Origin of the sequence: Bacillus sp. FJAT-53060, from assembly GCF_037104745.1 — a bacterium.
In the GTDB taxonomy this organism is placed as follows: domain Bacteria; phylum Bacillota; class Bacilli; order Bacillales; family Bacillaceae; genus Bacillus; species Bacillus stratosphericus_B.
The window spans coordinates 101747-124188 of the sequence record NZ_JBAWSW010000002.1 but is presented as its reverse complement, the minus strand read 5'-3'; the positions used below and the strand labels follow the sequence as shown (position 1 = coordinate 124188).

The 22442-nt window shown below is 41.3% G+C and carries 20 protein-coding genes; 5 read left to right on the top strand and 15 right to left on the bottom strand.

What is annotated here, in order from left to right; genetic code table 11:
- Window positions 1–132: 132 nt before the first annotated feature.
- Together citZ and WAX46_RS02060 are read right to left on the bottom strand one after the other, a co-directional pair.
- Window positions 133–1251, bottom strand: a complete 1119-nt coding sequence (gene citZ / locus WAX46_RS02065) for a citrate synthase (protein ID WP_226566465.1) — start codon at window positions 1249–1251, stop codon at window positions 133–135.
- 374 nt (window positions 1252–1625) lie between these two features.
- A complete protein-coding gene (locus tag WAX46_RS02060; RefSeq protein ID WP_099681438.1) occupies window positions 1626–2090 on the bottom strand; it encodes a DUF441 domain-containing protein in 465 nt (154 codons plus the stop codon).
- A gap of 100 nt (window positions 2091–2190) precedes the next feature.
- Between WAX46_RS02060 and ytvI the strand changes: the two genes are divergently transcribed.
- Entirely contained in the window at window positions 2191–3309 is a 1119-nt protein-coding gene (gene ytvI / locus WAX46_RS02055; RefSeq protein ID WP_226566466.1) for a sporulation integral membrane protein YtvI, read from the top strand.
- A gap of 24 nt (window positions 3310–3333) precedes the next feature.
- Here the strand turns inward: ytvI and WAX46_RS02050 are convergent, their stop codons facing one another.
- The 7 genes from WAX46_RS02050 to dnaE all read right to left on the bottom strand — a co-directional run bounded on the left by WAX46_RS02050 (window position 3334) and on the right by dnaE (window position 13754).
- Window positions 3334–3720, bottom strand: coding sequence for an FxsA family protein (locus WAX46_RS02050; RefSeq protein ID WP_226566467.1), 387 nt, complete (start codon window positions 3718–3720; stop codon window positions 3334–3336).
- A gap of 98 nt (window positions 3721–3818) precedes the next feature.
- Complete coding sequence (pyk, locus tag WAX46_RS02045) at window positions 3819–5579, bottom strand: pyruvate kinase (protein ID WP_226566468.1); 1761 nt, start codon at window positions 5577–5579, stop codon at window positions 3819–3821.
- A gap of 27 nt (window positions 5580–5606) precedes the next feature.
- On the bottom strand, window positions 5607–6566 hold the full coding sequence (gene pfkA / locus WAX46_RS02040) for a 6-phosphofructokinase (protein ID WP_226566469.1): 960 nt from the start codon (window positions 6564–6566) through the stop codon (window positions 5607–5609).
- 338 nt (window positions 6567–6904) lie between these two features.
- Complete coding sequence (accA, locus tag WAX46_RS02035; RefSeq protein ID WP_226566470.1) at window positions 6905–7882, bottom strand: acetyl-CoA carboxylase carboxyl transferase subunit alpha; 978 nt, start codon at window positions 7880–7882, stop codon at window positions 6905–6907.
- On the bottom strand, window positions 7867–8742 hold the full coding sequence (accD, locus tag WAX46_RS02030; RefSeq protein ID WP_336493287.1) for an acetyl-CoA carboxylase, carboxyltransferase subunit beta: 876 nt from the start codon (window positions 8740–8742) through the stop codon (window positions 7867–7869). The genes accA and accD overlap by 16 nt, the downstream gene beginning before the upstream one ends.
- Before the next feature lie 305 nt (window positions 8743–9047).
- Window positions 9048–10280 (bottom strand): NAD(P)-dependent malic enzyme, encoded by a 1233-nt coding sequence (locus tag WAX46_RS02025; protein WP_226566472.1) that lies wholly within the window; start codon window positions 10278–10280, stop codon window positions 9048–9050.
- Window positions 10281–10421: 141 nt separating this feature from the next.
- Window positions 10422–13754, bottom strand: a complete 3333-nt coding sequence (gene dnaE, locus WAX46_RS02020) for a DNA polymerase III subunit alpha (RefSeq protein ID WP_226566473.1) — start codon at window positions 13752–13754, stop codon at window positions 10422–10424.
- Window positions 13755–13891: 137 nt separating this feature from the next.
- On the opposite strand from dnaE, the gene WAX46_RS02015 reads away from it, so the two are divergent.
- From WAX46_RS02015 to WAX46_RS02005, 3 genes are all read left to right on the top strand, one after another.
- On the top strand, window positions 13892–14233 hold the full coding sequence (locus tag WAX46_RS02015) for a YtrH family sporulation protein (RefSeq protein WP_034320977.1): 342 nt from the start codon (window positions 13892–13894) through the stop codon (window positions 14231–14233).
- Entirely contained in the window at window positions 14230–14733 is a 504-nt protein-coding gene (ytrI, locus tag WAX46_RS02010) for a sporulation membrane protein YtrI (RefSeq protein ID WP_336493286.1), read from the top strand. Before WAX46_RS02015 ends, ytrI begins: the two co-directional genes overlap by 4 nt.
- A gap of 109 nt (window positions 14734–14842) precedes the next feature.
- Window positions 14843–15028, top strand: a complete 186-nt coding sequence (locus tag WAX46_RS02005) for a hypothetical protein (RefSeq protein ID WP_226566475.1) — start codon at window positions 14843–14845, stop codon at window positions 15026–15028.
- A 50-nt stretch (window positions 15029–15078) separates the two neighbouring features.
- On the opposite strand, the gene WAX46_RS02000 is transcribed toward WAX46_RS02005, so the two are convergent.
- Window positions 15079–16014, bottom strand: coding sequence for a DHH family phosphoesterase (locus tag WAX46_RS02000; RefSeq protein ID WP_336493285.1), 936 nt, complete (start codon window positions 16012–16014; stop codon window positions 15079–15081).
- Between the two features lie 146 nt (window positions 16015–16160).
- On the opposite strand from WAX46_RS02000, the gene WAX46_RS01995 reads away from it, so the two are divergent.
- Entirely contained in the window at window positions 16161–16463 is a 303-nt protein-coding gene (locus WAX46_RS01995; RefSeq protein ID WP_336493284.1) for a YtpI family protein, read from the top strand.
- 37 nt (window positions 16464–16500) lie between these two features.
- Here WAX46_RS01995 and WAX46_RS01990 read toward each other — a convergent pair whose 3' ends face one another.
- The 5 genes from WAX46_RS01990 to WAX46_RS01970 all read right to left on the bottom strand — a co-directional run bounded on the left by WAX46_RS01990 (window position 16501) and on the right by WAX46_RS01970 (window position 22335).
- On the bottom strand, window positions 16501–17823 hold the full coding sequence (locus tag WAX46_RS01990) for a CBS domain-containing protein (RefSeq protein WP_226566478.1): 1323 nt from the start codon (window positions 17821–17823) through the stop codon (window positions 16501–16503).
- A gap of 140 nt (window positions 17824–17963) precedes the next feature.
- On the bottom strand, window positions 17964–18650 hold the full coding sequence (locus WAX46_RS01985) for a metal-dependent hydrolase (RefSeq protein WP_226566479.1): 687 nt from the start codon (window positions 18648–18650) through the stop codon (window positions 17964–17966).
- 65 nt (window positions 18651–18715) lie between these two features.
- Window positions 18716–19471 (bottom strand): SDR family oxidoreductase, encoded by a 756-nt coding sequence (locus WAX46_RS01980; RefSeq protein ID WP_226566480.1) that lies wholly within the window; start codon window positions 19469–19471, stop codon window positions 18716–18718.
- Window positions 19472–19753: 282 nt separating this feature from the next.
- Window positions 19754–21127: an argininosuccinate lyase gene (argH, locus tag WAX46_RS01975; RefSeq protein ID WP_336493283.1), complete on the bottom strand. Its 1374-nt coding sequence runs from the start codon at window positions 21125–21127 to the stop codon at window positions 19754–19756.
- A complete protein-coding gene (locus WAX46_RS01970; RefSeq protein WP_226566482.1) occupies window positions 21124–22335 on the bottom strand; it encodes an argininosuccinate synthase in 1212 nt (403 codons plus the stop codon). Before WAX46_RS01970 ends, argH begins: the two co-directional genes overlap by 4 nt.
- Between the last annotated feature and the right edge of the window lie 107 nt (window positions 22336–22442).

The following is a 22442-nucleotide window of genomic DNA, read 5'->3' as shown; positions in this document are numbered from 1 at the left end:
GGTTATGTAGTGAATATTTGAAACTTCTTAACTTGATGTCTGCAAGGAAAGATGTTTTTCACATGATTCGTTTTTTGTTGATATGGAGGCTGATTGGTTTGTTTGGATCAGCCCCCGCTTATTCTATAAACATTAGTCTCTTTCACTGATCGAAACAAACGTTTGAAGATCAGGTCCAATGTATTCAGCTCTTGGACGGATAAGACGGTTGTTGTCATATTGCTCTAAAATGTGAGCAATCCATCCGGAAAATCGGCTAATCACGAAAATTGGTGTAAACAAGTCATGATCAATACCAAGACTGTGATATACAGATGCAGAATAAAAATCAACATTCGGTGGAAGATTTTTCTCTGATGTCACGATTTCCTCTGCGCGAACAGACATTTCATACCATTTCGGCTCGCCTGTAAGGTTTGTTAAACGCTGGCTCATTTCTTTCAGATGCTTTGCACGCGGGTCACCTTGACGGTATACACGGTGGCCAAAGCCCATAATTTTTTCTTTCTTCTCTAGCTTACCATGAATATAGGAATCTACGTTTTCAACTCCACCAATTTCTGAAAGCATCTTCATCACGCCTTCATTGGCACCGCCGTGAAGTGGTCCCTTCAAAGCGCCGATGGCTGCTGTTACACCAGAGTAAATATCTGATAGTGTAGCAACACATACACGTGCTGTAAATGTTGACGCATTTAATTCATGATCGGCATGTAGAATGAGTGCCTTATCAATCGCCTCAATTTCTACTGGAGATGGCTCTTCGCCGTTTAGCATATACAAGAAGTTCGTAGCATAGCTGTATTCTTCTTTTGGCTGTATAGGCTCAAATCCCTTTCGAATGCGTGAGAATGCAGCGACAAGTCCAGAAATTTTCGCCTGTAATCGAATGGCTTTTCTGTAATTCGCTTCTTTGTCCATAGTCTCTGATTCGTCATCGAGTAAACCTAGTAAGGATACTGCTGTACGAATCGCAGACATTGGATGAACCCCATCCAGCGAATAAGATTTAAAGTGCTCAATGATTTCCTGTGGAATATGAGCATGTTCATTGAGCAGCTGTTTTAATTCACTCAGCTCCTTCTCATTCGGCAGCTTTAAGTGCCATAACAGGTAGACAATTTCTTCGAATGTAGCTTTTTCAGTTAAATCATCGATATTGTACCCTACATAAGTAAGAGTATCATCAATAATTGAGCTTACGGATGAAGTGGTTGCCACAATACCTTCAAGACCTCTTGTTGCTGTCATGTTCAATCTCCCCTTTTAAAAAAATTCCCCTTCGTTGCAAAATTCTCGGTTTTTGAAAGCGCTATCCAATCCGAATACGTTAGCAGGTTTAGAAAAGAAAATGCTTACATTTACCTATCCGGTTAGAGCGCTTTTAGCCTCATTTCTCTTGTGTGATCAATGAGTTCAAAATTAAGCCTATTCCCATTATAAACAATAATCAGACATTTGTTAAATGTTTAACTATAATTTTTTTTGATATTTTTTTTTTTAGCCTTCCGTTTAGGGCATGGAATGAAGGGATTTTGCTTCTTTTAATATATTTAATTATGTTTTTTTGCAAAAGCTCGCTTAAGAAAACATAAAAAAAGAAAGTGGCATGAGCCACTCGCTTTTTATCCGCTGAAAAATTTCACAGCTTGCATCGCTAGGTAGGCAATTCCTGCACCGATTAGCGGGCCGACAGCCACACCTTTAAATAAACTAACTGCCAAAATCGTGCCAAACACAAGCGCAGCCGTAATATGAGGATCATTTTCGAGTAGCACAATACCGTTTTTTGCAATAAGTGCTACTAATATACCCGCTCCAAGTGCAATCCAAGCATAGGAGGATTTCATCGCTTCTCCAAGCTGTTTAAATCCAATGTCACCTGTTGCGATCGGCACAAGCACAGCAATTGTAATGACGGTTACCCCCCAATTGATGCCTTTTGATTGCAGAACCGGGAAGATTTTTTGATCGAGTCCAATGAGCTTAATCACAATCAACACAGAAACCGCTAAAATTAACGAATTGTTCTTCGCAATGAGTGCAATAACGAGTAAAAGAACTAAAAATAAATTTGCTTGTGTAAACATACGCCGCCCCTTCCTTTCTTTTTATTGCGACCTTTTCATATTACTCATTTTTTTGAATAAAATGAAGTATCGGACATGCTTGTTTTTTGGAGGGGATTGTGTGAATCACGCCTATGTGGCCATTTTTCTGCGAAGTTTGATGATTATCAGCATTACCGTTTTTGCTGTTGTCTTTTTATGTCAGTCTTTTCCGCTTTTATATCCATTTTGGATCGCACTTGTTGTGTCCTGTTTGATTCATCCTGCGGTATGCAAAATTGAAGAATGGACCGGAATGCCAAGAGGCTTTGTCGTGATCATTGTCTTATTTCTCTTTTTCATTGCAGCAGCTGGGTTCATGACGCTTTTAGTGGCGGAAATCATTTCAGGAAGTGCTTATTTAGCAAAGGTACTGCCAGACCACCTTGATCAAATGATCAGTATTGTGGAACGGTTTTTCACGGATAAGATTCTGCCTTTATATCATGATTTGACTGCCCAATTTAATACACTTCAAGCAGGACAAAAGGAATCGATTTTGGGACAAATTCAAGCACTTGGTGACGAAGTAGCGGCGAAAATCGGAACTTTTCTTTCAAAAACACTCGAACTTATTCCGGCTTTTTTAGGTCTTTTGCCCGATGCAGCAGCAACTCTTTTATTTTCTGCCCTTGCGACTTTTTTTATCACAAAAGATTGGTTTATATTAAAAACATATGGTTCACGTATTTTCCCCACAAAATGGATGATGCATTCACGCGCCATTTTATCTGAAATCAAAAAAGCCATTACTGGCTTTATAAAGGCACAGCTTCTGCTCGTTGCCATGACCATCGGCATCGTGCTCATTGGGCTGATTATCTTAAAGGTCGAGCATGCCCTGGTGATCGCTCTATGTATTGGACTTGTCGATTTACTTCCTTATATCGGCAGCGGCACCGTTTTTCTACCATGGATCATTTACTCAGCTATGACAGGGAATCTTTCACTTGCCATTGGGCTAGGTATTTTGTATATCGTGGTGTTAATTCAAAGACAAATATCAGAGCCGAAAGTCTTAAGCAAATCCATTGGGCTTAATCCTTTAGCAACACTTGTGGCGCTATTTGTCGGTTTCAAATGGTTTGGTTTTCTCGGACTTGCCCTTGGTCCTGCCTCTCTTGTCGTTTGGCAGGCGTTTCGTAATGCGGGTATTTTCAGGGATATTTATCAGTACATTATGTATGGCGTGCAAAAGTAAAAGAGACCTCATCTAAAGGTCTCTTTAGCGTATAATGGTATAGCGTTTGCGATTGGACATGTTTCTTAGCCAGCACTCAAAGAGTGGCTTGACTCGGTTTCTTGACATCGGGATGAGCAGCAAAGCCCCAATCAGATCCGATAAAAACCCTGGAATGAGCAGAAGCAAGCCGCCGATTAGAATGCAAAAGCCATCTACAATGGTTGCCCCTGGCATTTTGCCATATTGTAAATCTCGCTGTACTTTTTGAAACACTTCAATTCCTTGCTTTCTCGCAAAATAAGCACCTAGTGCGCTCGTAAGCACAATAAATAACATCGTTGGCAAAATGCCAATGATTTTACTTGAGATTAAAAATAAACCAATTTCCACTGCAGGGAACAGAATCAGTAATAGTAGAAAATATTTCAACCATATCACCTCATGATGGTTCTTTCACAAAAACTGTCTTACTCTTTTTAGTGTAACATAAAAAAAGAAAGGAGTCAGACAACTCCCTCTTGTGTAATTTAAAGGACGCTTGCACGACCTTTGTAGATCGCTCCGCGTGCTGGATCTACTGTAATCTCTTCGCCTTCTTTTAAAAGTGTTGTTGCGTTTTCAAGACCAACAATTACTGGAATGCCAAGGCTTAGTCCAACGACTGCTGCGTGGCTTGTTAAACCGCCTTCTTCTGTGATAAGAGCAGATGCTTTTTCTAGAGCGCCCATCATATCACGGTCTGTGCAGTTCGCTACGAGAATCGCACCATCATACATTTTTCCGTCTGCTTCTTTTCCGCTTTGTGCAATGACAACTGGTCCAAATGCAGATTTACGGCCAATTCCTTGACCCTTCGCAATAATATCGCCGACAACATACACTTTCATTAAGTTCGTTGTCCCCGTTTCACCAACTGGCACACCTGCTGTAATGACGATTAAGTCGCCACGTCTTACATAGCCAGTTTCAATTGATTTTTCTACCGCATTCTCAAGCATTTCATCTGTAGATGTCGTATTTGATCCGCTCTTAGCAAAAACACCGAATACGAGAGATAGCTTTCTAGCAACCGATTCGTTTGCTGTTACAGCGACGATTGGTGCTTTTGGTCTATATTTTGAAATCATTCTCGCTGTATGACCGCTTTCAGTAGGTGTGACAATCGCTGCCACGTCAAGCTTCATTGCAGTATGAACAACAGATTGACCAATTGCATCTGTAATGCTGACCTCTACTTCTTCGCTTCTGCGAGAAAGAATCGCTTTATAATTTAATGCTTCCTCTGAACGTGACGCAATGTTGTGCATCGTTTGCACAGCTTCAACAGGGTATGTACCTGCTGCTGTTTCACCAGAAAGCATAATCGCATCTGTGCCATCAAAAATGGCATTTGCCACGTCACTTGCTTCCGCACGTGTTGGACGAGGATTACGCTGCATGCTGTCTAGCATTTGTGTAGCTGTGATGACAGGTTTGCCTAAACGATTGCATTTTTTGATCAGCATTTTTTGAACAAGCGGTACTTCTTCTGCTGGGATCTCTACACCAAGATCTCCACGCGCAACCATTAGACCGTCTGATACCTCAAGGATTTCAACGATGTTATCAACGCCCTCTTGGTTTTCAATCTTAGGAATGATTTGAATGTTAGCCGCATTGTTCTTTTCAAGAAGCTCACGAATTTCAAGTACATCAGAAGCTCGTCTGACAAAAGAAGCTGCGATGAAATCGACACCCTGTTCAATTCCGAACAGAATATCTTTGGCATCCTTTTCTGTAATACCTGGCAGGTTCACACTCACACCTGGAACGTTTACGCCTTTTTTGTTTTTCAATGTGCCTGTATTCATGACTTTCGTAACGATTTCTTTACGGTCCATGTTTAGTTCTTTCACCTCTAAACCAATGAGACCGTCATCTAATAGAATCGTTGAGCCCACTTCTACATCATGAATTAAATCTTCATACGTCACACTAATTTTTTCAGTATTCCCAATAATGTCTTCCATACTGACGATGAGATCTGCACCAGCTACTAGCTCAATTGAGCCGTTTTCAACTGTACGTGTACGGATCTCTGGACCTTTTGTATCAAGAAGGATCGCAATGTCCTTGCCTAACGCTTTACCTGCTTTTCGAATGTTTTCAATACGTGCACCATGCTCTTCAAAATCTCCATGAGAGAAGTTTAGTCTGGCTACATTCATTCCTGCTTCAATCAATTCAGTCAGCTTTTCAATGCTTTCACTTGCTGGACCGATTGTACAAACGATTTTTGTCTTTCTCATCACTGTTCCTCCTAAGGTCTTCTCGTTTTATATAGAGAGCTCTTGTGAAAGTCGGTACATATTTTGATCGACTGTATGTTTTTTATCTAAGATTTCTAAAATATCGTGGTGAACAAGTTTATTGCTTTGAATGCCCACACAGCGTCCGCCTCTTCCTTCAAGTAGAAGCTCGACTGCATACGCTCCTAAGCGGCTTGCTAGCACTCGGTCAAACGCACTTGGAGAACCTCCACGCTGAATATGTCCTAAGACAGATACACGTGTTTCAAGGCTTGTCTCCTCTTCAATTCGCTTACCGAATTCAACACCGCTGCCGACACCTTCTGCTACGATGATGATACTATGCTTCTTGCCGCGCTCATGCCCTCTTCTCAATCTGGCAATAATTTCGTCCATGTCATAGTCTGCTTCAGGAATCAAAATTGATTCGGCTCCCCCCGCAAGACCTGACCAAAGTGCAATATCACCGGCATGTCTTCCCATTACTTCCACTACGTATGTACGTTCATGAGATGTGGCTGTATCACGAATTTTATCGATGGCATCAATGACAGTATTCAGTGATGTATCAAAGCCAATTGTGAAATCAGTACCTGGAATATCGTTATCAATTGTACCTGGGACACCGACACATGGAAAACCGAGCTCTGTTAATTTCTTCGCTCCCATGAATGAGCCGTCTCCACCGACGACAACAAGTCCTTCGATACCGAATTTTTTTAAGTTTTCAATTCCTTTTTCACGACCTTCAACTGTCTTGAATTCAGGACATCTTGCCGTGTAAAGTTTTGTTCCTCCACGATGAATAATATCGCCTACTGAACCTATTTCGAGTTTCTCAATTTTACCGTTAATTAGACCTGAATATCCATTATAAATACCGTATACTTCCACATTATGGTAAATTGCTTTTCTTACAACTGCGCGCACAGCTGCATTCATTCCTGGGGAATCCCCACCGCTCGTTAAAACTCCTATACGCTTCATCCTTTTCACCTCAGAGATCATATATGAATTAAACATACCATTCCCATTGCTTGAAAACAATTATAAGCAAAAACGGGTGTTTTCAATACGAATTTATAAAACCGTACTTATTATACAATTAAATAAACCGTTTTTAAACAAAAGTTAAGATAGTCATGAAAGCAAATCTGTCAAAAACCTGTTGTTTAAGTGCTCTAAACCTTTTCATATCAAGGTTTTTAGATGTGTAAAATTTTATGAAAACAAAAGAAAATTATTTTCAAATAGCACTTACAAACACTTACATGAGGAGTTTTTCATAAAAAAATAAACGCCAGCCAATAAGGCTGTACGTTTATTTAGTTTACCCCAATATATTGATTTTCAATCGATACTTTCCCAATGGCTTTGTATTTTTGATATCTTTGTTCGACTAATTCTTCTGGCGATCGTTTGAGCAAAGATGTAAGTGACTGTGTTAATGTTCTTTCCATGTAGGCTGCTTGTTGTTTTACGTCTCGGTGTGCCCCACCTTGAACTTCTTTAATAACATCATCTATAATATCTAATTCTTTTAGGTCTGGAGCGGTAATTTTCATTGTTTCTGCAGCTTTTTTAGCAAGTGATGAGTCCTTCCAGAGCAGTGCAGCTGCACCTTCTGGTGAAATCACTGAATACGTCGAGTTCTCTAGCATGAATAGATGGTTTCCTACGCCTAAACCTAGTGCCCCGCCACTTCCGCCTTCTCCAATGACAATACAGACAACGGGTACACGAAGTCCTGCCATTTCGAATAAGTTTTTAGCAATTGCTTCACTTTGTCCACGTTCTTCAGCTGCTTTACCAGGATAAGCTCCTTTTGTATCAATAAAGCAAATGATTGGACGGTTAAATTTATCTGCTTGTTTCATCAATCGCAATGCTTTACGGTAACCTTCCGGATGAGGCATTCCGAAATTGCGGCGCAAGTTTTCTTTTGTGTCTTTTCCGCGCTGATGACCAATGACTGTGACAGGAAGCCCTTTAAACGTGGCAATTCCTCCAACGATGGCTTCATCATCGCCATAAAAACGGTCACCGTGACACTCGAAAAAGTTGTCAAACAGCTCCTGAATGTAATCCAGAGTGGTTGGACGCATCGCATGACGAGCAATCTGTACTCTGTCCCATGGCTTTAAATTTGTATAAATGTCCGCTTCAAGCTTACTCAGACGTGTTTCAAGCCGCTCAATTTCTGCACTTAAATCCATCTCTGAGTTTTGTGTGAACTTTTTCAATTCATCAATTTTCGCTCGAAGTTCGATGACAGGTTTTTCAAATTCTAGTTCTCCAGCCACTCTCGTTCACCTCCTGTGCTGTGTAATGCTAAGATTCGGCCTAATGTTTCTTTCATGTCTGCACGGTAGATCACCGCATCGAGCTGACCATGCTTCATTAAAAATTCAGCCGTTTGAAAGTCTTCTGGCAAGTCTTCACGAATGGTTTGTTCAATGATTCTGCGACCTGCGAAACCAATTAATGCACCAGGTTCTGCAAAGTTGTAATCACCGAGAGACGCGAAACTAGCTGATACACCACCAGTTGTTGGGTTGGTCATCACAGAGATAATCAAGCCTTGATCCTCGCTAAACAGCTTTAATGCTGAACTTGTTTTCGCCATCTGCATGAGACTAAGAATCCCCTCTTGCATTCTTGCTCCGCCAGATGCAGTAAAGATAATAAATGGCACCTTGTCCGCTTTTGCTTTCTCGATAGCCAGTGTGATCTTTTCACCAACGACCGAGCCCATGCTGCCCATACGGAACGTGGCATCCATGACAGCGATCACAGCACTTTGTCCTTCAATTTCACCTTTACCTGTGACAATGGCTTCATTCAAAGATGTTTTTTCTCTGTCTTTCTCAAGCTTTTCTTCGTAGCCTGGGAAACCGAGCGGGTTCTCAGAAATGAGGTGCCCGTTAAATTCTTCAAATGTGCCTTCGTCTACAAGGCTTTCAATACGTTGTTTTGCATTCATTTGCAAATGTCTGCCGCAATTCATGCAAACACGTAAATTTTTATCTAGTTCTTTGGTGAGCATAATTTTTTTACATTGCGGACATTTGGTCATGATGCCTTCAGGCACATCTTGACTTGCCTGTTCAGAGGGTACAGATGCATATTTCTTCTTTTTACTGAAAATGTTCTTGATTGACAAATGATTACCTCCCTTTTTGAAGGTTTTTTTCTTTACACGCACATCCACTATTATAGGACATGTCATAACTGTACCGAAACTATTGTACTTTTTTTGTCAAACGCTGTCATCCTTCATTCAATTTTTTCAGTGAGGAATTGATGAGAAATCAGTATGAGTTTGGGGCGCTGAGCAGTTGATATATTTGGATTGTGAACGTCTACAAAAAAATCTCATTCCGGATAAAAAAATATTCAAGTGAGAGAGGAAATGGTGCACGTCTTTCCTCCAAATGCAGAAAGAAAGTGCACACTTTTTCTAGTTGATTATTCACCGATAATCGTTATTTTTCTTGTTTTTTCTGCAACAGCTTCTGGGTCGACTTTGATTCTTGCAACGCCAGTTTCCATCGCTGCTTTTGCTACTGCTTTTGCTACCGCTGGTGCTACGCGCGCATCAAACGGTGCAGGAATGACGTATTCTGCTGTCAATTCTTCATCTGATACAAGAGAAGCAATCGCTTCGACAGCTGCAATTTTCATTTCTTCGTTAATATGTGTTGCACGCACATCTAGTGCTCCGCGGAAAATGCCCGGGAATGCAAGTACGTTATTCACTTGGTTCGGAAAGTCTGAACGGCCAGTTCCTACAACACTTGCACCTGCTGCATGTGCATCTTCTGGCATGATCTCTGGATTTGGATTAGCCATTGCGAAGATCACTGGATCTTTTGCCATTTTCCCAACCATCTCTTTTGTTAAAGCACCTGCTACTGAAACCCCGATGAAGACATCTGCGCCTTCAATGACTTCTTCTAATGAACCTTCTTTGCAGTCTTGGTTCGTGAATTTAGCTACTTCGTTTTTCACTACATTCATCCCATTCGGGCGGCCTTCGTAAATAGCGCCTTTTGTGTCACACATAATGATATCACGTACACCGAAATGATATAGAAGTTTGATAATTGCAATACCTGCTGCACCAGCGCCGTTTGCAACCACTTTGATTGAAGACATTGATTTTCCAGACAGTTTAAGGGCATTGACAAGTCCTGCAACTGTTACAATGGCTGTTCCATGCTGATCATCGTGGAAAACAGGAATGTTTGTCTCTTTTTTCAAACGCTCTTCAATCATGAAGCAGTTAGGAGCTGCAATATCTTCAAGGTTGACACCGCCAAACGTAGGCTCAAGGAGCTTCACTGTTTCAACGATTTTGTCTACATCGTTTGTCGCTAGCGCAATTGGAAAGGCATCTACGCCCGCAAAGCTTTTGAATAATACCGCTTTACCTTCCATTACTGGAAGAGATGCTTCGGCACCAATATTTCCAAGCCCTAAAACAGCGCTTCCGTCTGTGACTACAGCGACCATATTGCCTTTCATTGTATAATCATAAACTTTGCTTGTGTCGTCATAAATATCTTTACATGGTTCTGCAACACCAGGTGAGTAAGCCAAGCTCAAGTCTTTCGCATTTTTCACTTGTACTTTTGATTTTGATTCGAGTTTGCCTTGATTCTCTTTGTGCATATGTAATGCTTCTTCTCTTAATGACATGTGATGAACACTCCTTCAAGTGGCAAATGATTTAATGAATTGCTAAGTTGATAAGCACATACTGGCAGTTTTAAATACACAGAATCTTTAAAATGATAACATAATAGGTGAATTTGTAAAACATATTCAGACGATTTGTCATCATTTAATCACAACGTTTTGTTCACCAAGCAGTTCTTTTAGCTGGAAGATCACGGCATGATCTGGATGAACTTTGTATGCATCTGGAAGTCTAATCGTCTTTTTTTGCTTTTCATAATACAAATAGACATATGCTTCTCCGCTGTGCAAAGAGATCACTCGTTTTACTTGCTCAAGTAGCTCCTGCGTATGGTTCTCTTCTTTCACCCGAATGTAGACAGACTCTTTTCTTTTTGTGCTCATCTCTTCAAGCAGAACGGCTTCTTGCACGATGATTTGACTGCTGTCATTTCTGATATCTATTCTGCCTTCAACATAAAGCATTGCGCCCTCCTCAAGTAAGGGGGACAGCTTTCTAAATTGCTCTGGAAAGACGACGCCTTCCATTTCTCCCGTTTCATCCCCAAATTTGACAAATGCCATTGATTGTCCATTTTTTGTCCGAATCGATTTCACTTTTGTTAAAAGGCCACCTATTGAGATCTTTCCCTTAATACAGGTAGAAAGTCTGATGATTTCCACTGCGCCCTTCTCTCTTAAGCGATCACGATACGCTTGTACTGGGTGATTTGATAAATATAATCCGAGTGTCTCTTTTTCCAATTGCAAGAGGTCGACAAGTGGCAGTTCGTCTATCTCAGCATATTTTGGCTTAATGGAGAAGGTTGTATCCCCAAGAAAGTCTAGCTGATCCTCAGGTGTTAAAAATGACACGTGGTCTAACGCAATATCTATCGATGCTAATAACGAAGCACGATTTGGATAAAGCTCATCCATCGCCCCTGAAAAAATGAGTGCTTCAATCGTTTTTCGGTTTACACTCTTTGGTGATACCCTTGCGCAAAAATCAAATAAATCTTCAAATGGCTTTTCCTGCCTTGCTCTGTATATATCCTTTACAGCTAACACTCCAACATTTTTAATCGCTCTTAAGCTGTAGCGGATCTCCCCTTTTTCAACCGTAAATGGAAATTCACTCTTATTAATAGAAGGCTTTAACACAGAGATCCCTTTTTCCTTTGCCTCATAGAAATATTGAGCGACTTTATCTTCATTTCCAATCACACTAGTTAAAAGTCCGCACATAAAATATAACGGATAATGCGCTTTTAAATAAGCAAGGTGAAAGCCAATCATGCTATATGCGACAGCATGGCTTCTATTAAAACCATAGTTTGCAAATTTGACGATTAAGTCATAAACGTCATTTGCAATGTTAACAGGATACTCCTTTTTTAGGCATCCTTCAACAAAATGGATTCGCTCCTCATCAAGTACCTTTTTATCCTTCTTTGAAACGGCTCTTCTTAACAGATCAGCCTCTCCTAGCTGAAAGCCTGCCATCTTTGCTGCGATCAGCATGATTTGCTCTTGGTAAACAATAACCCCATAAGTGTCCTTTAAAATGTCATACAAATCTGGATGCGGGTAAGAGACCTTGACTCTGCCATGCTTTCGGTCGATAAAGAGCGGAATATTCTCCATTGGGCCTGGCCGGTAGAGGGCATTGACTGCCACGATGTCTTCTAAACTAGAAGGTTTCAGCCGCCTTATCACCTGTCGCATCCCCTGTGATTCAAGCTGGAAAATCCCTGTTGTATCTCCCGCTGATAACAAATCAAACGTTTTTTGGTCTTGATACGAAATGTCACTAAAGTTAATGTGGACGTTTTCCTGTCTTTCAATCTGGTTTTTAATGGATTCAATTAATGTTAAGTTTCTTAAACCTAAGAAATCCATCTTTAACAGTCCGAGATCCTCTAAATAATTCATGGCATATTGCGTTAAATACACACCATCGTGGCCGTCTTGTATGGGAACGACCTGCGTCAGCGGCTCCTCGCTTAATACAACGCCAGCTGCATGTGTCGACGTGTGTCTTGGCAAGCCTTCTACCTTTAAAGCTGTTTGAAAGACCATTCGAAGCTCTTCAGATTGTTGAAGCAGCGTTTTTAATTCAGAAGAGGCGGCCACCGCTTCTTTCAGCGTCGTCCCTGGCTTTGATGGGATGAGCTTTGCAAGACGGTCCGCTGCCTTTGAATCAATCCCCATCACACGTCCAACATCCCGTAAGGCTGCTTTTGCTGCAAGCGTACCAAACGTGACAATTTGAGCCACATGCATGTCCCCATATTTGTCTTTTACATATGAAATGATTTCATCTCTTCTCGTGTCCGGAAAATCTATATCAATATCCGGCATGCTAATTCGTTCAGGATTTAAAAAACGCTCAAATAAAAGACCGTGACGGATTGGGTCGACATCTGTAATAAACAGAACATAAGCAACAAGAGAGCCTGCTGCTGATCCCCGTCCTGGACCTGTGACAATGCCATGGTCATGAGCATATTTCATAAAATCCCACACAATGAGAAAATAATCACTAAAATTCATTTTTTGTATAATGCTAAGCTCATACTCAAGCCTTTTGATATACGTTTCATTTGAAGCGATCTTTCTTTGTTTCATCCCATCCGAGCAAACCCTTCGTAAAAACTGATCGGCTGTTGATTGATCAGGCGTCTGATAGGACGGAAGTTTTGTCTGTCCAAGATTTAAATCTACTTCACAGCGATCGGCAATTTCACCTGTTCTTGTCAGCAGTTCAGGGGCGTCCTGATGCCATTTCATCATTTCTTCTATGGCTCTGAAATGCTTGTCTCCTCGGTCTTCCTCTATCTCTGAAAGCTTTTGTCCCGCTTTAATGGCCTTCAAACATGTATAGGCGGTTTTGTCCTCTAGATTGATGTAGTGGACGTCACCCGTCGCTACAAGAGGAATATCCGTACTTTGTGAGACAACTCGTAGCTTACTGATGAGCACCTCATCTTGCTGAAATGGCTGAACTGATATAAATATATGTCCCTTTCCAAATATGTTTTTTAAATGACTTGCAGCCTCGCGCGCTTCGGCTAGCTGATCGTTTTGCAGCAGCGTTTCAATATAGCCGGATGCACCTGGCGTAATAGCAATAAGCCCACGATGATAGCTTTTCAGCCATTTTTCTTTCAGACCCGCTTTTGATTTTGATTTCAGCACACTGCTAATTTTGATCAGGTTTTGATAGCCTTCATTGTTTTTTGCTAGGAGCACCAAGGGATAAGCCTCTGACTCTTGTCCATCGAAGACAGAAGCTGTTAAACCGATCACCGGTTTGATGCCATGTTTTTTACATTCCTTATAAAATTCAACCGTTCCATACATCACATGGTCATCGGTAAGAGCGAGCGCTTTGTAGCCAAGTTCTTTCGCTTTTTGCACGAGCTCCTTGACCTTAGCTGCACTGCTTAACAAGCTGTATCCACTGTGGACCTGAAGATGAACATAAGACATGCTTAACCCACTCCTTTCGTCTAAATTCATTCTTTTATTATAAAACGCGATGCGATAAGAAACAAATGTTCTTTCTTTTCCGCCTGTTCATACTTGTCCAGTACACGCCATATATTAAATAGAGTGAGGTGGAAAAAATGGATGTGAAGGAAGCCTTTATTCCAAACTTTATCAGTTGTTACTTTATCGCACTTGGGGTAATTTTGGGCGGTGCCATTATAGGTGGTGTAGGTGCTTATTTATCCGGCCAGCCGCCTCTATCGATTATTTCAAGTCTTGCCAACCGTTTAAAAATTTGGGCGCTTGTGGCCGCAATTGGCGGAACATTCGATGCGGTCTATAGCTTTGAAAGAGGCATTTTCGAAGGAAACACGCGTGATATTTTCAAGCAAATTTTATTAATTATCTCAGCCATGGGCGGTGCACAAACGGGATATCTCATTATTACGTGGCTCACTCAGGAGCATGTGTCCTCATGAGGGTGCCGGAGCTGTATAAACGCCCAGGCTGGCAGCGTTTTTTTGCTGGCATGATGTTCGGCGCGATCATTAGCTGGCTGATTTTCCTCTTTACATACGGAACCTTTCAGGAAAAGCAGGTGACACTGCTGAGAAGCCAGCAGCACCATATGGATAGTCTGAAAGAACAAATCACACTCTATCGGGAAGATTTGCATAAGTTAAATGAGGATAATAAGCAGCGGCTGCTGATCCAAAGCATAGATGTTCATCTCGTCAATCGTGAGCAATATAAAATTCCTGAGCCAGATACACTAAAGTTTGAAGACCAGGTCAAAGAGGATATCTCAGAGGTCATCACAAAGGATATTGAAAGTGTCTATAAAACAAAGGAATTATTAAAAAGGACAGTGGAAAACAAAGAGTATACGATTAAGGAAAAAGCATATCGCGCCAAAGTCACAGAGCTGACGATTTATACGAAGCTTTCACTTGAAGTACGTATTTCATTTGCTGAATAAATGATGATGTGGAATTTTTATGAATTTCTGCTCTCAATGATCGCTTTTCACTCCTAATTTTTATACACTAAAAGAAGAACGAGATCTTAAATAGAAAGAGGTGAGGACAATGGAGGTTTACAGCTATCGTCAAATGGCTCGAGACAAAGCAAGCCGGATCAAAGAGGGCATGTGTGCTTATGCTGAAACAGAAATGATGGCTCATTTAATCAAAAAAGAATTAAAGCATCAAAATCTCCAAGCCTATGAAGATTCAACTGACATCGGCTGCTGGTTTATCCCTGTATCCAAATAATCCTTTTCTCCATAACCAAAAAGAGAGAGGGAAATTGAAGCTTCCCTCTCTCACGATTTACATACTTCTTCTAAATCACGTAAAATCTCATCTGCCACGACCCAATCATATATGGACGCACCGGCTGCAAGCGGGTGACCACCGCCATGATATTTTTTAGCAATTGTGTTAATGACGACGCCTTTAGAGCGGAATCTGACACGAATCTGATCGTTTTCTTCCACAAAAAAGACCCAAGCCTTAATGCCTGCAATATTTCCAAGTGTCCCAACAAGCTCAGAGGCTTGCTGCGCCGTTGTTTGGAACGATTCCAAAATGTCACGCTTAATAAAAACAGATGCCACCCCATTCTCTGACAAAGAAATATGTTGAAAAATATAGCCATTTAATTTCACGACATTCAAATCCGTCTCATACAATTGATTGAAAAGGTCTGATGAGGAAAACGGATATTCGATCAGTTCCCCTGCATATTTAAGTGTCTTTTTCGTTGTGTTTGGGAAAAGGAAGCGGCCTGTGTCTCCTACAATACCGGCATAAATCAGTTCAGCCGCCTTTGCATTCAGCTGATATCCTTCTTCTTTTCCCTCTAAATACAGCTCATAAATCAGTTCACTGACAGAGCTTGCCTCTGTATCAACCCAAAGCAAGTCACCATAAGGATCCTCATTCGGATGATGATCAATTTTCATCAGCTTATCGCCCATTGAATAGCGCTGATCATCAATTCTTGCTTGATTGGCCGTATCACAGACAATGACAAGGGCACCTTTGTACGCTTCGTCCGGTACCTCATCGAGTTCATATAAAAATGAAAGGGATGGCTCAGGGGTTCCTGTCGCATAAATTTTTTTTTCTGGATAGGTGGCACGCAAGATTTCCGTAAGGCCGCACTGCGATCCATATGCGTCAGGATCTGGTCTTACATGTCTATGAATGATGATGGTGTCATATAATGATATGGTTCTAATCAGTTCTTTTTTCATAAAAACTCCTTCTTATGCGAAACTTCTTTTATTATAAATCATAATCTATCCTTACGGAAAAGTGAGGAATAGACAATTTATTCTAGTAAGCAAGCCTATTTACGTTTAAAATAGGGTTGTAACCACTTACAATGGAGGCTTGGCACATGCTTGTTTTGGTTGTGTTTATTATTTGTTCTGCCATGTTTTATTTATACTACAAAGTAAAGAATGTCCGTACGAACCGGCCAGTCGAGAAGAAATTCTGGTCTGCCAAATCCAGTATGGCACTTGGCTGCTTTGTCCTGCTCTTCGGTGTGAATCAATTATTTTTAAACCGCTCGTCACTCGCATTTGTCATTGGGTTTATTTTTGTTGCTGTCGGTATCGGCAGTACGTGGGCTGGATATAAAGCCTACAAGCACTATCTTCCGCTCTTTTTAAAGAAAGGCGAAAAAGATCACGCTTAATAGAGAAGGGCGAAGTCATTTTGCCCTTTTTTGTACTTTATCCTCTCTCCATCAACTGTACCATCAGCATCGCTTTTCCTACAATATTCGATTGGTGGTAAACTTCAACTTCCAGCTTTCCAAACTTGCGTCCTACTTCTAAAATATTCGGCTTAATTTGTATCGTGGATTCCATTTGAACCGGTTTTAAAAAGTAGACAGAGAGACTTTCCACGATCAGCTCACCTTTTTTATGAGACTTTAAAAAGCGATTGGCTGATTCAATTAAAATTTGTGTTAACACACCATATGAAATATTTCCAAGCTGATTCGTCATTTGTGGTGTGACCTCATATTGATAAACCGCATCTGTTTTTGGCTTTTCTGTATCGGTCTCTTTAAATCCTCTCGAGACAACATCATCCAGCTTTTCCCCGACCTGCGGCTGCTTTTGGATCATTTGCAGCGCCTTGAGCACATCCTGACGGCTAATCATCCCAATCAGCTTCGCATGATCATCTACAACTGGCAGCACCTCAATGCCTTCCCACACCATCATTTGTGCAGCAGAGGCAACAGATGTTTTGCCAATCACTGTGAGCGGCTGTTTCGTCATCACCTTTTCAATCGGTGTGGAGCGGTCATGACCCGCAATATCCTTTGAGGTGAGAATGCCGTGAATTTTCATTTGATCATCTGCTACCGGGAAGCGGCCGTGTCCTGTTTCATAATTCTTCTCATACCATTTCTCAAGTTTGTCCTCTGGCGATAAGTATACAGTCCGTTCAATCGGCGTTAAAATATCTTCCACAAGCACAATCTCTTTTTTAATTAACTGATCATAAATGGCCCTGTTAATGAGAGCCGCAACGGTAAATGTATCGTAGCTTGTCGATAAAATCGGCAGCTCAAGCTCGTCTGCGAGCTGAATGATTTGCTCATCTGTTGAAAATCCGCCTGTGACCAGCACAGCTGCTCCTGCCTCTAATGCTTGCCTGTGGGCATTGATCCGGTTTCCAACAATCAGCAGGTTTCCAGCTGCCGTGTATCGCATCATCGCATCAAGCTCCATCGCACCGATGACAAATTTATTTAAGGTTTTATGTAAGCCGGCCCGTCCTCCAAGCACCTGTCCATCAATGACATTGACAACTTCCGCATATGTCAATTTTTCAATATTTTCTTTTTTCTTCTGCTCAATTCGAATGGTACCGACTCGTTCAATGGTACTAACGAACCCTTTATTTTCAGCATCTTTGATGGCCCGGTAAGCGGTACCTTCACTCACTTTCATTTCTTTCGCTATGCGCCGGACAGATATTTTCTCGCCGACATCTAATGAATCAATATACGATAAAATTTGCTCATGCTTTGTCGCCAATGCCGTTCACCCTTTTTGTTTTCAGCGTTTTCATATGTTTCATTATAAAGGCAGGAGGCTTTTAATAGCAATTTGTCTTTTACGTCATCGTGATTTAGGCCATAAAAAAAGCCGACATGTGTACCGGCTAATCTGAATGATTATAAAATGTCGATGGATTCTCCGCTGTTTAATACGTGACCCACTCCGCCATGCAAGCTGTCTGCAAATGCATGAGGATCCTGCTCAATCGGTGGGAATGTACTGTAGTGAATCGGAACAACCTGCTTTGCTCGAAGCCATTCTGCTGCCATTCTTGCATCCTCTCGTCCCATTGTGAAGTTATCACCAATTGGAAGGAATGCAAGGTCAATATGATTCAGCTCACCAATCAGCTTCATATCCGAAAAGAGCGCAGTGTCTCCAGCATGATAAATCGTTTTGCCTTCTGCGGTAAATAAAATACCTGATGGCATGCCTGTATACGTAATCGTTTTAGATTCTTCATCAATTACAGCTGAGCCATGAAACGCTTGCGTCAGTTTGACTTTACCAAAATCAAACTCACGGCCGCCGCCGATATGAAGCGGGTGCGTTTTCACCCCTTGCCAGCTTAAATAGACGGCAAGCTCATTTGGTGCGACAACGAGGGCATCATTGTTTTTGGCAATCTCAACAGTGTCACCGAGGTGATCTCCATGTCCGTGAGTTAGCAAAATCACATCTGCTTTGACATCTTGTGGTTTGATCTCTGTGTGCTTATTTCCATTTAAAAATGGATCAATCCAAATATGGTGTCCGTTTGTTTCAATGTGTACGACTGAATGTCCATGATATGTAGCTTTCATGTAGTATATCCACCTTTCGATTTTGATCTCATATCATCTATTCCCTGTATAAAAAGCTGAAAAACTTAATGCCTATGAATCACGTTCAGACCACCTGTTGCTTCAATAACAGTCCCTGTCATCAGGTCTGATCGATCATCGCATAAAAATGAGATAATGCGTCCTATATCTTCTCCTGTACCAGATCGGCCAATTGGTGTTTCATCGTCTTTGATCTGGCGTGCTTCCTCTATCGTGGCTTCTTTCATGTCACCCACGATTTTGCCTGGACAAACCATATTGGCCGTGATGCCATTTTCAGCTTCTTCAATCGCTATGGTTTTCGTCAATGACGCCAGTCCTACCTTTGCCGCTCCGAAGGCTGATCGGTGCATCCAGCCTGGTGCATGGTCTGCCCCTTGGAAGCCATACGTGATAATACGGCCAAAGCCTTGCTTTCTCATCATTGGGATGACCATTCGGAATAAATGGAATACAGCTGATAGGTTTCCTTCCATCATTTGATACCATTCATCTTCGGAGTAATCCCCCAGTTTCTTTCGTTCAAAAAGATAAGGACCCGCATTATTGATCAGGGCATCGATGCGCCCAAATCGCTCAACTGCTAGCTCCACCATGTTTTTTAAATCTTCTTTGTTTGTCACATCACCTTGGACAAATTGAAGCTTTTCTTCGTATTGCTGTAATTCTTCTTTCATCTGCCGAACAGCTTCATCATCGCTTCGATAATTTACTGTCACAGAATACCCCATATTCAGTAAAGACTCGGTTACTTTCCGGCCAAGCCCTTTAGAACCCGCTGTTATTAATGCGTGTCGCACACAATCTCCTCCTAAAGCAAAGGTTGCAAGTTCATATGTTTCTCATCCTATCTTTACTTTACTATAAACCAGCACCAGGCGCACTTCTGAACCCTTTGTCTGCTATTCATAATGCGGAAGAAAAAACGCAGGATGAGTTATCCACTTTTGTAAATCCCACGATCAATTCCCCTTCTTCAGGCTTAAAACATCATATGCTTTCATGTTCTCCAAGAAGAATGGATCTCCTTTCTGCATCACAGCAAAAAAACCATCCGTCTCATACGAATGGTTTTTTAAACGTTACGCTAGGCAGGCTTTTGCTTTTTCTAAAGCGAACTGAATTTGTTTGAATCCAGTTCCACCTGCACTTGTTCTTTTTTCAACAGCGACATACGGATCAAAAACCCTGTAAATGTCTTGTTCAAAGAGGTCGCTTGCTTCTGTGAATGTTTCGAAATGAAGATCACTTAAGTAGATGCCTTTTTGAATGCACGTATACACAAGCTTTCCAACAATTTCGTGAGCCTCACGGAACGGCATTCCTTTTTTCGCTAAGTAATCTGCCGCCTCTGTCGCATTTGAGAAATCTTCTTTCGTTGCTTTTTTCATGACATCTTCGTTCACAGTCATTGTTTGAATCATGCCTGTGAAAATTTGCAAGCTGCCAGTAATGGTTTTCACTGTATCAAACATACCTTCCTTATCTTCTTGCAGGTCTTTGTTGTACGTAAGCGGCAAGCCTTTCATAATGGTGAGAAGACCCATCAGGTTGCCATATACGCGGCCTGTTTTCCCTCGGATCAATTCAGCCATATCAGGGTTTTTCTTTTGCGGCATCATGCTGCTGCCTGTTGCGTACGTGTCATCAAGTTCAATGAATTTGAATTCTTGAGAGCACCATAAGATCATTTCCTCACAAAGACGTGAAAGGTGCATCATCACAAGGCTGCTATTAGAAATAAACTCTAAAATGAAGTCACGATCACTCACGCCATCAAGGCTGTTCTCGTAAATATGGTCAAAACCAAGCAACTTTGCTGTATATTCACGATCAATTGGGAATGTTGTTCCTGCTAACGCCCCGCATCCAAGTGGAGAGACGTTAATTCGCTTCAAGGAATCTTGAAAGCGCGCTTTGTCCCGCTCAAGCATCCAAAAGTAGGCGAGCATATGATGAGCAAAGGAAATCGGCTGTGCACGCTGTAAGTGCGTATATCCTGGAAAAATCGTTTCAACGTGCTGTTCGGCTTTCTCTACAAGCACCTTTTGAAAAGAAGAGATCAGCTCAATGATATGCTCTACTTGGTTATTCAAATATAAATGCATATCGGTTGCGACCTGATCATTCCGGCTTCTCGCTGTGTGCAATTTCCCGCCAAGCGGACCAATCTCATCAATCAGCATTTTTTCAAGGTTTAAATGAATGTCCTCATAATCCACTGAGAAATCTAGTTCATCCGCCTCTGCCTTTTTCATGAGCGTATTCAGTCCGTCTTTGATCGCAGTGGCCTCCTCATCGTCTAGGATACCGCATTTATTCAGCATACTTGCATGGGCAAGGGAGCCGGTCAGATCTTCTTTGACTAATTGTTTGTCGAAATGAATGGACGCGCCAAACTCATCGACCCATTTTTCTGGTGTTTTTTGAAATCGGCCTCCCCAAAGCTTTTTCATGCTTTAACCTGCTCCTTTTTATTCACGATGCTGTTTACTTTTGTTGGTAAACCCCAAAGGTTAATAAATCCTACAGCTGCATCATGATCGAATTCATCTGCTTTTGTGTATGTCGCTAGATTTTCATCATAAAGTGAATATGGTGATTTACGTCCTTCTACAATGGCATGGCCTTTAAATAGTTTCACACGTACAACACCTGTTACGTTCTTTTGAGTTTCTTGTAAGAATGCATCTAGTGCTGATTTTAGTGGTGAGAACCATAAGCCGTTGTATATTAATTCAGCCATTTTTTGTTCAACAATTGGCTTAAAGTGCGCTACTTCTTTAACAAGCGTTAAGTCTTCAAGCTCTTTATGCGCTTTTAAAAGTGTGACTGCACCTGGGCACTCGTACACTTCTCGAGATTTGATTCCAACAAGACGGTTTTCAACGTGATCGATTCTGCCAATGCCATGCTGTCCAGCTACTTCATTTAAATGAAGGATCAAATCAGACAATGAATACTGAATACCGTCAATTGCCGTTGGTTTTCCTTTTTCAAACGTAATTTCAATGACATCAGGTGTGTCAGGTGTTTTTTCAAGTGGATTTGTCAGATCGTATGCACCTTCTGGCGGCGCAGCCCAAGGATCTTCTAAAATGCCGCATTCGTTACTTCTGCCCCAAAGGTTTTGGTCGATTGAATAAGGGCTGTCTAAGTTAATTGGAATTGGAATACCGTGCTTTTGTGCATAATCTATTTCTTCATCGCGAGACCATTTCCATTCACGTACTGGTGCAAGTACTTCTAGTTCTGGATTTAATGCTTTAATGGATACTTCAAAACGAACTTGATCGTTCCCTTTTCCTGTACATCCGTGAGCCACTGCTACTGCATTTTCTTTCTCTGCTACTTCTACTAATTTTTTTGCAATAAGTGGACGAGATAGTGCAGATACAAGAGGATATTTACCTTCATACATTGTGTGTGCTTGTAATGCAGTAAGTGCAAATTCTTTGGCAAATTCTTCTTTTGCGTCAATCATGTAGGATTGAACTGCTCCGACTTGAAGTGCTTTTTGCTGAACGAATGCTAAGTCTTTTCCTTCACCTACGTCCAGGCAGCAAGCGACAACTTCGTATCCTTGCTCTTGTAACCATTTAACTGCAACAGAGGTATCAAGGCCTCCGGAATATGCTAATACGACTTTTTTATTTTGTGACATGAAGAGCTCCTCTCAATTGTTTTGATTCTGCGACTGTTTTTTGCATAAAAATAAGTTTTAATTTATAAACATGCATTTAGTATGTATATACTGTAACAAGGAAAAAT